This window comes from Streptomyces sp. NPDC059788 (assembly GCF_042732265.1).
Classification (GTDB): Bacteria; Actinomycetota; Actinomycetes; order Streptomycetales; family Streptomycetaceae; genus Streptomyces.
In genome coordinates this window covers 45931-59752 of the sequence record NZ_JBHWHY010000009.1, presented here as the reverse complement: position 1 = coordinate 59752, position 13822 = coordinate 45931, and the positions used below count along the sequence as shown (strand labels likewise).

Sequence of the window (13822 nt, the reverse complement as noted above, 5' to 3'; positions counted from 1 at the left end):
GGCGCCGGGCCGGCGCCCCGTCCCTCAAGCCCCCGTCGGATGCTCCGTAACCCTGATCTCCCCCAGCAGTTCTTCGTACGTCCCCCGGTCGAACTCCCCCGCCGCCGGGGCCCGTACGGTCGCCGCCGACAGGGCCACCGCGCGTGCCAGCCGGGCCGGCCAGGGCAGGTTCTCGACCAGGCCGGAGAGCAGGCCGGCCACCGCCGAGTCGCCGGCGCCGGTCGGGTTGCCGGCGATGCGCCGGGGCGGGGCGGCCTGCCAGGCGCCGTCCGAGGTGACCACCAGCATGCCGTCGGCGCCCAGGGAGGCGGCCACCGTGTGGGCGCCGCGGCGGCGCGCGTCGCGGGCGGCGCGCAGCGGTTCGGTGGAGCCGGTGAGGGCGGCCAGTTCGTCGGCGTTGGGCTTGGCGAGGTCGGGGCGGGCGGCCAGGCCGCGGCGCAGCGGCTCGCCGCTGGTGTCCAGCAGGACGGGTACGTCCGCCGTACGGGCGGCCCGGGTCAGCCGCGCGTAGACGTCGACGGGGACGCCCGGCGGGAGGCTGCCGCACAGCGCCACCGCCCGCGCGTCGGCGAGCAGTTCGCGGTAGGTCGACATGAACGCGTCCCACTCGGCGGGCGTCACGATCGGGCCCGGCTCGTTGAGCTGCGTGGTGTCGCCGGTGGACTCGTCCACGACGGCGACGGTGCGCCGGGTCGCGCCGCCGAGCGGTACCAGCGCGTCGGTCACCGCGGTCTCCTGGGCGAGCAGCGCGCGCAGCGCGTCGCCGGTGCCGCCGCCCGCGAACCCGGTGGCGACCGCCTCGTGGCCGAGGGCGGTCAGCACCCGGGCGACGTTCAGGCCCTTGCCGCCCGGGCGCTCGGAGACCTCGGTGACGCGGTGGGTGGAGTGCGGCTGGAGCCGGGGCACGCGGTAGGTGATGTCGAGGGCTGCGTTCAGCGTGACCGTGAGGATCATGGTTCCCCCTCCCCGGAACATACGTGGACGGACGGCGGCACACCGGGCAAGCGGCCGGTGGGCCCGTGCGGGACGGACAGCCGCGCGGGTGCGCGAGTGCGCAGCGATCATGCCATCGTGAGCGGCGGTTGGCCCAGCCTTTGAGCCGACCGCCGCACCGTCGGCACCGGTCCGGGCGGGCCGAACCGGCCATGTGCCACAGGTGGGGCGGTGTGCCGCACCCGCCCCGCCGGTGCACGGACGCGCCTCGCGCACCGCCTCCGGGCGGTGCCTCGCGCACGCCTCCGGCGGGCCCCCGCGGGCTGTCCACGACCGTCCTCGCCCCGCCCCGCCCCGTACTCCGACCGGGCCCCGCCCGTACGCCGCGCGAGCCCCGCCCGTACGCCGTCCGGGCCCCGCCTCACACCCCCTTCGGCCGCACCACCCAAGCGCCCTGCCGCACCACGCCCACCAGCTCGTACGACGCGTCCAGGACGACCAGGTCGGCGTCCTTGCCCGCCTCGATCGAGCCGGTGCGCCCGTCGATGCCGAGGAGCCGGGCCGGGGTGGCCGACAGGGCCCGTACGGCCTGGTCGACGGTGAGCCCGTCGACGGTGACGGCGCGCTGGAAGGCGAGGTCGAGGGTGAGGGTGGAGCCCGCGATGGAACCGGCGGTGGGCCCGTCGCTGATGCGGGCCACGCCCTCCTTGACCTCGACCGTCATCGGGCCGAGCGGATACATGCCGTCCTCCATGCCGGCCGCGCCCATCGCGTCGGTGATGAAGGCGACCCGGTCGGCGCCCGCCTCGCGGAAGGCCAGCTGCAGGACGGCGGGGTGCAGATGCGTCCCGTCGTTGATCAGTTCGACGGTGATCCGCTCGTCCTCCAGGAGGGCGGCGATCGGTCCCGGCGCGCGGTGCCCGAGCGGCGGCATCGCGTTGAACAGGTGGGTGGCGACGGTCGCGCCCGCGTCGATGGCCTCGCGGGTCGCGTCGTACGAGGAGTCGGTGTGGCCGACGGCGGCGATCACGCCCGCGTCGGCCAGCAGCCGTACGGAGTCCAGGCCGCCGGGCAGCTCGGGCGCCAGGGTGATCATCTTGGCCGCGCCGCGCGCGGCGTCGACGAGCTTGCGCACGTCCGCCGGGTCGGGGTCGCGCAGCAGACCGGGCTGGTGGGCGCCGCAGCGGTGCGGGGAGATGAACGGGCCCTCGAAGTGGATGCCGGCCAGGTCGCCCTGCTCGGTCAGCTCGGACAGGACGGCGGCCTGCCGGGCCAGGTCGTCGAGGTCGCCGGTGACGGTCGAGGCGAGCATGGAGGTGGTGCCGCGCCGCCGGTGGGTGTCGATGGCCGTCAGGCACTCGTCGGCGTCGGCGGACGAGAAGGAGCCGCCGCCCCCGCCGTGTACGTGGATGTCGACGAAGCCGGGGACGACGAGGTGGCCGGTCAGGTCGATCACCTGGTCCCCGGGAGCGGTGGCGGCCGTCCCCGCGGTGCTCGTGGCGTCGGTGATCCGGGTGCCCTCGAAGGCGAGCAGGCCCTCGTCGGTCACGCCGGACGGCAGGGCGAGCCTGGCTCCGGTCAGGACGGTGCGCCGGGGGCTCGGGGCGCTGTCCCCGGACTGTTGCAGCGGCATCAGGCAGTTACCTCCGTGGAGAGAAGATCCCAGGCGAGCAGACCTGCGCCCAGGCAGCCGGCGGCGTCCCCGAGCGCCGCCGGCACGATCAGGGGGAGCCGCTGGAAGGTGACCCGTGCGCGGACCGCCTCCCGCAGCGGCTCGAACAGCGTGTCGCCCGCCTCGGCGAGCCCGCCGCCGATGATCAGGGTGTCCGGGTCGAGCAGGGTCAGGGAGGTGACCAGGCCGGCGGCGAGCGCGTCCACCGCGTCCTGCCACACGGCCTGTGCCTGCGGGTCGCCGGACTCGACGGCCTTGGCGGCGTCCGCGGCGGTGGCCTGCGGGTCGCCGCAGGCCTCGGCCCACGCGCGGCCGACGGCGGCGGCCGAGGCCAGCCTCTCCAGGCAGCCGCGCTGCCCGCAGTCGCACTCGGGCCCGCCGGGCCGTACGACGATGTGGCCGATCTCGCCCGCGCTGCCGTGCGAGCCCGCCTCGATGCGGCCTTCGATGCCGATCGCGCCCGCGATGCCGGTGCCGAGCGGTACGAACAGGAAGCGGTCGGCGCCGCGGCCCGCGCCGATGCGGCCCTCGGCCAGGCCTCCGGTGCGTACGTCGTGGCCGAGCGCGACCGGGACGCCGCCCAGGCGTTCGGAGAGCAGGGCGCGCAGGGGGACGTCGCTCCAGCCCAGGTTGGTCGCGTAGACGGCGATGCCGCGCGCGTCGTCGACGATGCCGGGGACGGCGACGCCGGCCGCCAGGGCCGTTTCGCCGAACCGCTGCCGTCCGGTCTCGCGCAGTTCCTCGGCGAAGTCCAGGATCGAGGCGATGACCGCCTCGGGACCGCGTTCGCGGCCGGTGGGCCGTCGCGCCTCGTGGAGCAGCGTGCCGTCCGCGCCTGCCAGGGCGGCCTTCATTCCGGTGCCGCCCACATCAAGGGCGATGACGTGTCTCACGGGAACAGTTTCGCGCGATCAGCCATGAAAGGTCTAGTCCACTCGCGGGGATGGCGTGGTTCCGCTCCGGCCGGGCCCCTTCGGAGCGGTGTGACCTGCATGTGTGACAGGCGATACGCAAGCGATATGAGGGGTGGTGTAGACCTTGTGTGGGTAAACGGGGGAGACTCGTCGTTCATGCCGGTTGAGGGCGGGCCCCTGAAGCCACGGGGCATTCCCCGGCAAGCACGGAACATTCGGGACAAAAGGCGGTAATGGCAGTGCAGCGGCGGTACTTGAGCCTGGCGGCAGCGGGACTCACCACGGCCATGACGCTCTCCTTGTCCGCCTGCGGAAGCGGCTCGGGCGACGGCGGCGACGTCACGCTCAAGCTCATCGCGGCGGACTACGGCGACAACGAGGCGAACTCCTCCCAGCACTACTGGGACAAGCTCGTCAAGGACTTCGAGAAGAAGAACCCGGGCATCAAGGTCGACGTCTCGGTCTACAGCTGGAAGGACGTCGACAAGAAGGTCGAGGACCTGGTCGAGTCCGGTCAGGCACCGGACATGGCGCAGATCGGCGCGTACGCGGACTACGCCGCCGAGGGCAAGCTCTACAGCGCCGACGAGCTGCTCTCCATCTACGTACAGGCCGACTTCGTGCCCGCCCTCGCCCAGGCGGGGGAGTACCAGCGCCGCCAGTACGGAATGCCCTTCGGCGCCAGCACCCGCCGCCTGTTCTACAACAAGAAGCTCTTCGCCGAGGCGGGCATCACCGACCCGCCGGAGACCTGGGCACAGGTCGTGTCGGACGCGGCCAAGCTCAAGGCCAAGGGCGTGAAGATGCCGTACGCGCTGCCGCTCGGCCCGGAGGAGACGCAGGCCGAGACGCTGATGTGGATGCTCAGCGGCGGCGGCAGCTACACCGACAGCATCGGCAAGTACACGATCGACTCGCGCGAGAACGTCAAGACGTTCGAGTGGCTGAAGAAGGACCTGGTCGGCGCGGGGCTGACCGGCTCCGACCCGGCCAAGCTCAACCGCCAGGACGCCTTCAACGCCTTCGCGGCCGGCGACGTCGGCATGCTCAACGGCCACCCCACCCTGATGAAGCAGGCCGAGGCCAAGGGCATCGACTACGGCACCGTCGAACTGCCCGGCCCCTCCGGCAAGGCCAAGGCGACCATGGGCGTCGCCGACTGGATGACGGCGTTCAAGAAGAACGGTCACCGCAACCAGGTCGGCAAGTTCCTGGACTTCGTCTACAACGAGAAGAACGTCATGGACTTCTCCGGCGAGTACGGGCTGCTGCCCGTCACCACCTCCGGGTCCCACGCGATGCTCGCCGACAACAAGTACGCCAAGCTGCACAGCTTCCTGCGCCAGCTGGGCAGCGCCGAGTTCTACCCCGCTGACAAGACCTCCTGGCCGATGGTCAGCAAGACCGTCAAGGCGAAGATGGGCACCGCGGTGGGCGCCAACGGCAACCCGGCCGGCGTGCTCAGCGACATCCAGAACGCGGCGAGCGAGGCGGACAACACCGGCAAGTGACCGCCGCCGGGCAACGGCGGGGGAGCGGCGGGGACGGCCGGGGGACGGGCGCGGGATTGTCGTACCGCGGCCTTATCGTGGACGGATGATGACGAGCGACGGCACCGACGGTGGCACCGGAGGCGGTGGCACCGGAGCGCTGTCCCCCCAGGACGAGGCGGTGCTCGGCGTCGAGCGCCGCTCCTGGCCGCGCCCGGGCACCAAGGAGCGGGTCATCCGCGAGCGGCTCGGCATCTCACCGACCCGCTACTACCAGCTGCTGAACGCGCTGCTGGACGACCCGCGCGCGCTCGCTCACGACCCCGTCACGGTCAACCGGCTGCGCCGCGTCCGCGAGGCCCGGCGCAGCCGCCGCTGAGCGCCCGGCAGGCCCGCGCGGACCGCCCGCGGCGCAGTGGTGCGCCGATGCGTCCGTACGCCCGGCACGCTCCCGCGCGCGCCCGGTAATGTCGTCGCCATGGGCAGCCCCCCGAACTCCTTGCCGACGCCGGTCACCGAAGCGGGCCGGGACGGCCTCGCCGCGCTGCTGGACAGCCCCGGCAGCGCCGTGATCGCTCTTGACTTCGACGGCACGCTCGCCGACATCGTGCCCGACCCCGAGAAGGCCCGCGCCCACCCCGGCGCCGTGGCCGCGCTGTCCCGCCTCGCGCCGCTGCTGCGCTCGCTGGTGGTCATCACCGGCCGCCCGGCCGGCGTCGCGGTCCGCCTCGGCGGCTTCGCGGACGCGGCGGGCCTGCAACGGCTCGTGGTCCTCGGTGGTTACGGCGCCGAGCGCTGGGACGCGGTCACCGGCACGGTACGGGCCCCCGCGCCGCCCCCCGGCGTCGCCGCCGTACAGGCCGAACTCCCCGGCGTCCTGGACAAACTGGGCGCCTGGCGCGACTCGTGGGTGGAGGACAAGGGCCGCGCCATCGCCGTGCACACCCGCCGCGCCGAGGACCCGCAGGCCGCCTTCGAGCTGCTGCGCGAGCCCCTGTACGCGCTCGCCGAACGGCACGGCCTCATCGTCGAACCGGGCCGCTACGTCCTCGAACTGCGCCCGCCCGGCATGGACAAGGGCGTCGCGCTCGCCGAGTACGTACGCGAGACCGGCGCCACCACCGTCCTGTACGGGGGCGACGACCTCGGCGACCTCGCCGCCTACTCCGCCGTGGACAAACTGCGCTCGGACGGTCTGGCCGGGACGCTGGTGTGCAGCGGCAGCGCGGAGGTCGCCGAGCTGGCCGGCCGGGCGGACCTCGTCGTCGACGGCCCGGCGGGCGTCGTCTCGCTGCTGCACGGCCTCGCGGACCGGCTCGGCGTGCCGCCCGCCTGAGGGGCGCGCCCCCGGCGGGCCGGCCCGTCCCGCTACTGCTCCAGCGCCCGCAGCTGCTGGAGGAACCACCGGTCCGGCGGCAGCGCGGTGGCCGCCGCGGCCAGCCGCTTCGTGCGCTCGGCCCGCTCGCCGTCCTCCATGGACAGCGCCTCGTGCAGGGCGCGGGCGGTGCCCGAGACGTCGTACGGATTGACGCAGACCGCGTCGTCGGCCAGCTCCGCGTACGCCCCGGCCTCCCGGGACAGCACCAGCGCGCAGCCCGCCTCCGAGATCACCGGGACCTCCTTGGCGACCAGGTTCATGCCGTCCCTGATCGGGTTGACCAGCGCCACGTCGGCGATCCGGTAGGCGGCCAGCGACCGCGCGAAGTCGTCCTTCACGTGCAGCACGACCGGCTGCCAGCCCGGCGTGCCGAACTCGGCGTTGATCTCCTCGGCCAGCCGCCCGACCTCGGCGGTGTACGCGCGGTAGACCTCCAGGTCCTGCCGGGACGGATAGGCGAACGCGACGTGCACGACGCGCTCGCGCCACTCGGGGTGTCCGGTGAGCAGCGCCCGGTAGGCGCGCAGCCCGCGCACGATGTTCTTCGACAGCTCCGTACGGTCCACCCGGACGATCGTCCTGCGGTCCTCGCCGCCGATCTGCTCGCGCAGCGCCGCCAGCCGCTCGTCCACGTCCGGGCGGTGCGCCCGCTCCCGCAGGAACTCCGCGTCGGCGCCCAGACCGTGCACACCCAGCCGGGTCGTACGGCCCTCGTGCGTGACGCTCGGCCCGCCGTCCTCGCCGCGCGTCACCTCGGCGCCCAGCACGGCGGCGCAGCAGTCCGCGAACGCGTCGGCCCAGCGCCGCGTGAGGAACGCGGCCCGGTCACCGCCCAGCATCCCGCGCAGCACCGCCCCGGCCACGTCGTCCGGCAGCATCCGGAAGTAGTCGGCGGGCGCCCACGGCGTGTGCGAGAAGTGCCCGATGCGCAGGTCGGGGCGGCGGGCGCGGAGCAAGCCCGGCACCAGCGTCAGGTGGTAGTCCTGCACGAGCACCACGGCGCCGGGCGCGGCCTCGTCGGCGAGCGCGTCCGCGAAGGCCGCGTTGTACGCCTCGTACGACGCCCACTGCGCGCGGAACCCGTCGTCGAAGGAGGGCTCCAGCGGCGTCTGGTAGAGCATGTGGTGGACGAACCAGAGCACCGAGTTCGCGACGCCGTTGTAGGCGTCGGTGAAGACGTCGGCGGGGATGTCCAGCATGCGTACGTGCTGGCCGCCCGTGTCGGCGGGGTCCAGATGGCCGCCGCCGCGCCGGGCGGCCTCGCGGTCGCCGTCCCCGAGAGCGGCGCACACCCACACCGCTCCGGCGTCCGGGCCGATGGCGGAGAGCCCGGAGACCAGCCCACCACCGCCGCGCTTGGCGGTCAGCGCGCCGTCCTCCCCCTTCGCGTACGAGACCGGGCCGCGGTTGGACGCGACGAGAACCTGGGCACCAGAACGCTCGGAGACCATGTTGCGAGACTAGCCCGCCGCCCCTGCGCTCAAACGTGCGCGGGAGAGGCGGAACGTCACGGTTTCGGAGACGCCTGGGCCCGCCGTCAGGCGGCGCGGCGCTCCGCGTACTCCGGTATCTCCGCCATCGGCGGCCGCTCCTCGGTGTCCACGTCCGTGGTGCGGGCCACGAAACCGGCCTCGCCGCGCTCGAACTGGGTCAGCCGCGGGCGCACCAGGTGGCCGCGGGCCAGCCGCAGCTGCGCGGTGCGGTAGATCGCCGCGGCCATCCTGCCGAGCGCCTGGCCGCTCTGGTGGCGGTGCTTGCGCACCCCGACGTCGACCTGCGCCAGTGCGTCCAGACCGGCCGTGTGCAGCGCGTCGACCAGCAGGCCCAGCTCCACGCCGTACCCCACCGGGAACGGCAGCCGCTCCAGCAGCGACCGGCGGGCCGCGTACTCCCCGCCCAGCGGCTGCACGAACCCGGCGAGCTGCGGCCAGTGCAGGTTCAGCAGCGGCCGGGCGACCAGCTCGGTGACCCGGCCGCCCTGGCCCGCCGCCTCGCCCAGCGGACGGTCGTACATGCCCTTGACGAACTGCACGCCGGGGTCGGTAAGCAGCGGGCCGACGATGCCGGAGACGAATCCGGCGGAGAACTCGCGCAGGTCCGCGTCGACGAAGCAGACGATGTCACCGCCGGTGACCAGCAGTGAGCGCCACAGCACCTCGCCCTTGCCGGGCAGCGCGGGCAGCCGCGGCAGCACCTCGTCCCGGTGGACCACCCGCGCGCCCGCCTCGGCCGCGACCTTCGCCGTACCGTCCGTGGACCCGGAGTCCAGCACCACCAGCTCGTCGACGAGCGGCACCGCCGGCGTCATCAGCTCCGTACGGATCGCCTCGACGATCGCGCCGACCGTCGCCTCCTCGTCGAGCGCCGGCAGCACGACGGAGACCGTCTGCCCTGTCTCGCGCTTGGCGGCCAGCAGCCGGTCGAGCGGGCGGTCGGCGGCCGACCAGGACCGACTGGCCAGCCAGCGCTCCACCTCTTCCAGCACGTGCGCGTCTCCTTCGTTCCCGGACCAGCGATGTGATCCATCTCGCGGTGCGGACGACTGTCTCAACCGCCCGGCCCTTCGGCTACAGTCTTGAACAACGCGATCGCCCCGGACATGCCGGGGTCGGCGCGACAAACGCCTGGGCCCCGGCCCAGCGCCATACCGCTCATCCAGAGGGGCAGAGGGATACGGCCCGTTGAAGCCCCGGCAACCCTCCAGCCGGTCTCCGTCGCCGCGCGTCACGTGCGGCCCGCGAGGCTCCCGGCTAGGGAAGGTGCCAATTCCGTCTCGTGGCGAGATGCGCCGCGAGGAAGATGAGGAGAAAGGGCCTCGCCTCCATGGCTGTGCAATCCGTTGAAAGCACCACTTCCGCCACCGTTTCCCTGGGCCCGGCCGCCGCGCTGTCCTGCCGCGAGTGCGGCGAGCGCTTCGAGCTCGGCCCGATCTTCGCCTGCGCGTCCTGTTTCGGACCGCTGGAGGTGGCGTACGACCTGCCGGCCGGCGACCCCGAGGGCCTGCGCAAGCGGATCGAGGCGGGCCCCAACAGCATCTGGCGTTACGCGCCGCTGCTGCCCGTACCGGCCGACGTCGCGGACAAGCCCAACCTGAACCCCGGCCTGACCAAGCTGGTCAAGGCCGACAACCTGGCCCGCGAGCTGGGCGTCACCGGCGGCCTCTACGTCAAGGACGACTCCGGCAACCCGACGCACTCCTTCAAGGACCGCGTCGTCGCCATCGCCGTCGAGGCCGCCCGCGCCTTCGGCTTCACCACCCTGTCCTGCTCCTCCACCGGCAACCTCGCGGGCGCGGTCGGCGCCGCGGCGGCGCGCGCGGGCTTCCGCTCCTGTGTGTTCATCCCGCACGACCTGGAGGCGGGCAAGGTCGTCATGGCCGCGGTGTACGGCGGCGAGCTGGTCGGCATCGAGGGCAACTACGACGACGTCAACCGCTTCTGCTCGGAGCTGATCGGCGATCCGCTCGGCGAGGGCTGGGGCTTCGTCAACGTCAACCTGCGCCCGTACTACGGCGAGGGCTCCAAGACCCTCGCCTACGAGATCTGCGAGCAGCTCGGCTGGAAGCTGCCGGACCAGATCGTCATCCCGATCGCCTCCGGCTCCCAGCTCACGAAGATCGACAAGGGGCTGAAGGAGCTGATCGCGCTCGGGCTGGTCGAGGACAAGCCGTACAAGATCTTCGGCGCCCAGGCCGAGGGCTGCTCGCCGGTCTCCACCGCCTTCAAGGCCGGTCACGACGTCGTACGGCCGCAGAAGCCCGACACCATCGCGAAGTCGCTGGCCATCGGCAACCCGGCCGACGGTCCGTACGTGCTCGACATCGCCCGGCGCACCGGCGGCGCGGTCGAGGACGTCAACGACGCGCAGGTGGTCGACGCGATCAAGCTGCTGGCCCGTACCGAAGGCATCTTCGCCGAGACCGCCGGCGGCGTGACCGTGGGCGTGACGAAGAAGCTGATCGAGGACGGTCTGCTCGACCCGGCGCTGACCACCGTCGTGCTGAACACCGGCGACGGGCTCAAGACGCTGGACGCGGTCGCGCCGACCACCGGGCCCACGGCCACGATCCGGCCGAGCCTGGACGCGTTCCGCGCCGCCGGTCTGGCCGGCTGACCGCCGCGCGCGGCCGTACCCGCCCGTACGCGGCACCCGCCCGCACGCGGCCGCGCGCAACCCCGCGCGCCGGTACGCCCCCGGTCCGCGCCTGCCCCTACGTACACCTCCCGCAAGCTGGAAGGCAGAACACCATGAGCGTCAACGTCCGCATCCCGACCATCCTGCGCACCTACACCGGAGGCCGGGCCGAGGTCGCCGCCGAGGGCGCGACCCTCTCCGAGGTCATCCAGGACCTGGAGAAGAACCACGCGGGCATCGCGGCCCGCGTCCTGGACGACACCGGCAAGCTGCGCCGCTTCGTGAACGTCTACGTCAACGACGACGACGTGCGCTTCGAGCAGGGCCTGGCGACGCCGACGCCGGACGGCGCGGGCGTCTCGATCATTCCGGCGGTGGCCGGCGGCTGCTGAGCGCCGGGACGCCGTAGAGGATCTTTTTCGGCCCTTGTGGGGTCGAACGGCTGGAATCGCCCCGTCCGCCACGATGCGGACGGGGCGATTCCGTGTTGTTAAAGGCGATACAGTTGAGGCGATCCCTCGTCCAGCGCGTGCCGAACGCATATGAGACCCCGGCAAGTTGTGCGCGAAGTGTGGACATGATTTGTCGCGTTGGTGAGCTTTGCCCGGCCCGACTTGCCCTGGAGTAAGGGCTTTTATCCGCTTAATTGCGATTGTTCGCAAGCGGAATTCTCGTCCGACTGACCTGTTGCGCTGGGCAGTTGGACAGATACATTCAGCGGCGGTCGACGCGTTCCGGCGCACACCCCCTCCTGTCGGGGGGTGAGGTCTGACCCGGGTCCGCGGAGTGCGGTCCTGTGCAAGGGCCAGTAATAGGGGAGTTAGGCATGGCTCAGGGCACCGTCAAGTGGTTCAACGCGGAGAAGGGGTACGGCTTCATCGCGGTCGACGGTGGTGCGGATGTTTTCGTCCACTACAGCGCGATCCAGATGGACGGTTACCGCACCCTTGAGGAGGGTCAGCGGGTCGAGTTCGAGATCTCGCAGGGCCAGAAAGGGCCGCAGGCGGACATGGTCCGCGTGGCCGGCTGAAGCGCCGACCGACTGCTGCGTACGAAGGCCCGCGTCCCCTTGTGGGGGCGCGGGTCTTCTGTGTTTGGGTGGCGGTACAGGGGAGTGCCGGTCCATCCGTCCGGGCGGGCGCGGTTTGCCGCCCGGCCCCCGAAGGGGAAGCTCCCCCGAGCCGCTCGCGCCCGGCCGCCACCCCTACAGGAGGCTTCTTCGAAGCCGCTTGCTCCCGCCCGTCGCCCGACCACCACCCCTATAGGAGGCTTCTTCGAAGCCGCTTGCGCCCACCCGTCGCCCGACCACCACCCCTATAGGAGGCTTCTTCGAAGCCGCTTGCACTCTGGTGGGTCGAGTGCTAATCATTGCGTTAGCACTCTACGAGTGAGAGTGACAGCTAAGGACCGACTCGGTGAGGTCCGTGGGCAGGTGGGGCAAGGAACCACAGGCTCGCAGACCGTCCGTCGCGGGCGCCAGCGCGGTCCGGAGTATCCACCCTCCCCCAGACGTAGTCCGGGGGGACCCCCAGTCCGGGAGGACCACTTCACATGGCCAAGATCATCGCGTTCGACGAGGAGGCACGGCGCGGTCTCGAGCGCGGGATGAACCAGCTCGCCGACGCCGTAAAGGTCACCCTCGGCCCCAAGGGCCGCAACGTCGTCCTTGAGAAGAAGTGGGGCGCCCCCACGATCACCAACGATGGTGTTTCCATCGCCAAGGAGATCGAGCTGGAGGACCCGTACGAGAAGATCGGCGCCGAGCTGGTCAAGGAGGTCGCGAAGAAGACGGACGACGTCGCCGGTGACGGCACGACGACCGCGACCGTCCTGGCCCAGGCCCTGGTCCGCGAGGGCCTGCGCAACGTGGCCGCCGGCGCCAACCCGATGGCCCTCAAGCGCGGCATCGAGCGCGCCGTCGAGGCCGTCTCCGCCGCCCTGCTGGAGCAGGCCAAGGACGTGGAGACCAAGGAGCAGATCGCTTCGACCGCCTCCATCTCCGCCGCCGACACCCAGATCGGCGAGCTGATCGCCGAGGCCATGGACAAGGTCGGCAAGGAAGGCGTCATCACCGTCGAGGAGTCCCAGACCTTCGGTCTGGAGCTGGAGCTCACCGAGGGTATGCGCTTCGACAAGGGCTACATCTCGGCGTACTTCGCCACCGACATGGAGCGTATGGAGGCGTCGCTCGACGACCCGTACATCCTGATCGTCAACTCGAAGATCTCCAACGTGAAGGACCTCCTTCCGCTGCTGGAGAAGGTCATGCAGTCGGGCAAGCCGCTGCTGATCATCGCCGAGGACGTCGAGGGCGAGGCCCTGTCGACCCTGGTCGTCAACAAGATCCGCGGCACCTTCAAGTCCGTCGCCGTCAAGGCCCCGGGCTTCGGCGACCGCCGCAAGGCCATGCTCGGCGACATCGCCATCCTCACCGGTGGCACCGTCATCTCCGAGGAGGTCGGCCTCAAGCTGGAGAACGCCGGTCTCGACCTCCTGGGCCGCGCCCGCAAGGTCGTCATCACCAAGGACGAGACCACCATCGTCGACGGTGCCGGTGACAGCGAGCAGGTCCAGGGCCGCGTCAACCAGATCCGCGCCGAGATCGAGAACAGCGACTCGGACTACGACCGCGAGAAGCTCCAGGAGCGTCTGGCGAAGCTGGCCGGCGGCGTGGCCGTCATCAAGGCCGGTGCCGCCACCGAGGTCGAGCTCAAGGAGCGCAAGCACCGCATCGAGGACGCCGTGCGCAACGCGAAGGCGGCCGTCGAGGAGGGCATCGTCGCCGGCGGTGGCGTCGCCCTGCTGCAGGCCTCCTCGGTCTTCGAGAAGCTGGAGCTGGAGGGCGACGAGGCCACCGGTGCCGCCGCTGTGAAGCTGGCCCTGGAGGCCCCGCTGAAGCAGATCTCCGTCAACGGCGGCCTTGAGGGCGGCGTCGTCGTGGAGAAGGTGCGCAACCTGGCCGTCGGCCACGGTCTGAACGCCGCGACCGGCGAGTACGTCGACATGATCGCCGAGGGCATCATCGACCCCGCCAAGGTCACGCGCTCCGCGCTGCAGAACGCCGCGTCGATCGCCGCGCTGTTCCTGACCACCGAGGCCGTCATCGCCGACAAGCCGGAGAAGGCCGCCGCGGCCGCTCCGGGCGGCATGCCGGGCGGTGACATGGACTTCTGATCCTCCCGGATCAGCTGTCCCCAGATCGCCGGGGCGGCACCCCTCCTCCCAGGGGGGTGCCGCCCCGGCGGCGTTTTCGTATCCGTAAGGGCCGTACGGATTCCCGTACGGCCCTTGCGTACGGCGC

12 protein-coding genes and 1 riboswitch are annotated in these 13822 nt (G+C 72.1%); of the genes, 7 read left to right on the top strand and 5 right to left on the bottom strand.

Going from position 1 to position 13822, the window contains the following annotated elements:
• Window positions 1-24: 24 nt before the first annotated feature.
• The 3 genes from ACFV57_RS10255 to ACFV57_RS10245 all read right to left on the bottom strand — a co-directional run bounded on the left by ACFV57_RS10255 (window position 25) and on the right by ACFV57_RS10245 (window position 3498).
• Complete coding sequence (locus tag ACFV57_RS10255) at window positions 25-954, bottom strand: 1-phosphofructokinase family hexose kinase (protein ID WP_385228200.1); 930 nt, start codon at window positions 952-954, stop codon at window positions 25-27.
• 400 nt (window positions 955-1354) lie between these two features.
• A complete protein-coding gene (nagA, locus tag ACFV57_RS10250; RefSeq protein ID WP_385228197.1) occupies window positions 1355-2566 on the bottom strand; it encodes an N-acetylglucosamine-6-phosphate deacetylase in 1212 nt (403 codons plus the stop codon).
• The gene (locus ACFV57_RS10245) at window positions 2566-3498 is read right to left on the bottom strand and encodes an ROK family protein (RefSeq protein WP_385228195.1); all 933 of its coding nucleotides are present in this window, start codon (window positions 3496-3498) and stop codon (window positions 2566-2568) included. Before ACFV57_RS10245 ends, nagA begins: the two co-directional genes overlap by 1 nt.
• Window positions 3499-3758: 260 nt before the next feature.
• Between ACFV57_RS10245 and ACFV57_RS10240 the strand changes: the two genes are divergently transcribed.
• From ACFV57_RS10240 to otsB, 3 genes are all read left to right on the top strand, one after another.
• Window positions 3759-5030, top strand: coding sequence for an extracellular solute-binding protein (locus ACFV57_RS10240; protein ID WP_385228553.1), 1272 nt, complete (start codon window positions 3759-3761; stop codon window positions 5028-5030).
• A gap of 88 nt (window positions 5031-5118) precedes the next feature.
• Window positions 5119-5388, top strand: a complete 270-nt coding sequence (locus tag ACFV57_RS10235; RefSeq protein WP_385228550.1) for a DUF3263 domain-containing protein — start codon at window positions 5119-5121, stop codon at window positions 5386-5388.
• A gap of 99 nt (window positions 5389-5487) precedes the next feature.
• A complete protein-coding gene (gene otsB, locus ACFV57_RS10230; RefSeq protein WP_385228192.1) occupies window positions 5488-6345 on the top strand; it encodes a trehalose-phosphatase in 858 nt (285 codons plus the stop codon).
• A 32-nt stretch (window positions 6346-6377) separates the two neighbouring features.
• Here otsB and ACFV57_RS10225 read toward each other — a convergent pair whose 3' ends face one another.
• A complete protein-coding gene (locus tag ACFV57_RS10225; protein ID WP_385228189.1) occupies window positions 6378-7838 on the bottom strand; it encodes a trehalose-6-phosphate synthase in 1461 nt (486 codons plus the stop codon).
• Between the two features lie 86 nt (window positions 7839-7924).
• Window positions 7925-8872: a glucosyl-3-phosphoglycerate synthase gene (locus tag ACFV57_RS10220; RefSeq protein WP_385228186.1), complete on the bottom strand. Its 948-nt coding sequence runs from the start codon at window positions 8870-8872 to the stop codon at window positions 7925-7927.
• Between the two features lie 163 nt (window positions 8873-9035).
• Window positions 9036-9193, top strand: a riboswitch (SAM riboswitch).
• 17 nt (window positions 9194-9210) lie between these two features.
• Here ACFV57_RS10220 and thrC point away from each other — a divergent pair.
• The 4 genes from thrC to groL all read left to right on the top strand — a co-directional run bounded on the left by thrC (window position 9211) and on the right by groL (window position 13695).
• Window positions 9211-10500, top strand: coding sequence for a threonine synthase (gene thrC, locus ACFV57_RS10215; RefSeq protein ID WP_385228183.1), 1290 nt, complete (start codon window positions 9211-9213; stop codon window positions 10498-10500).
• 134 nt (window positions 10501-10634) lie between these two features.
• Window positions 10635-10913, top strand: a complete 279-nt coding sequence (locus tag ACFV57_RS10210) for a MoaD/ThiS family protein (protein WP_385228180.1) — start codon at window positions 10635-10637, stop codon at window positions 10911-10913.
• A gap of 434 nt (window positions 10914-11347) precedes the next feature.
• Window positions 11348-11551, top strand: coding sequence for a cold-shock protein (locus ACFV57_RS10205; protein ID WP_003986833.1), 204 nt, complete (start codon window positions 11348-11350; stop codon window positions 11549-11551).
• Between the two features lie 521 nt (window positions 11552-12072).
• Window positions 12073-13695 (top strand): chaperonin GroEL, encoded by a 1623-nt coding sequence (gene groL / locus ACFV57_RS10200; RefSeq protein WP_030022296.1) that lies wholly within the window; start codon window positions 12073-12075, stop codon window positions 13693-13695.
• Window positions 13696-13822: the final 127 nt, after the last annotated feature.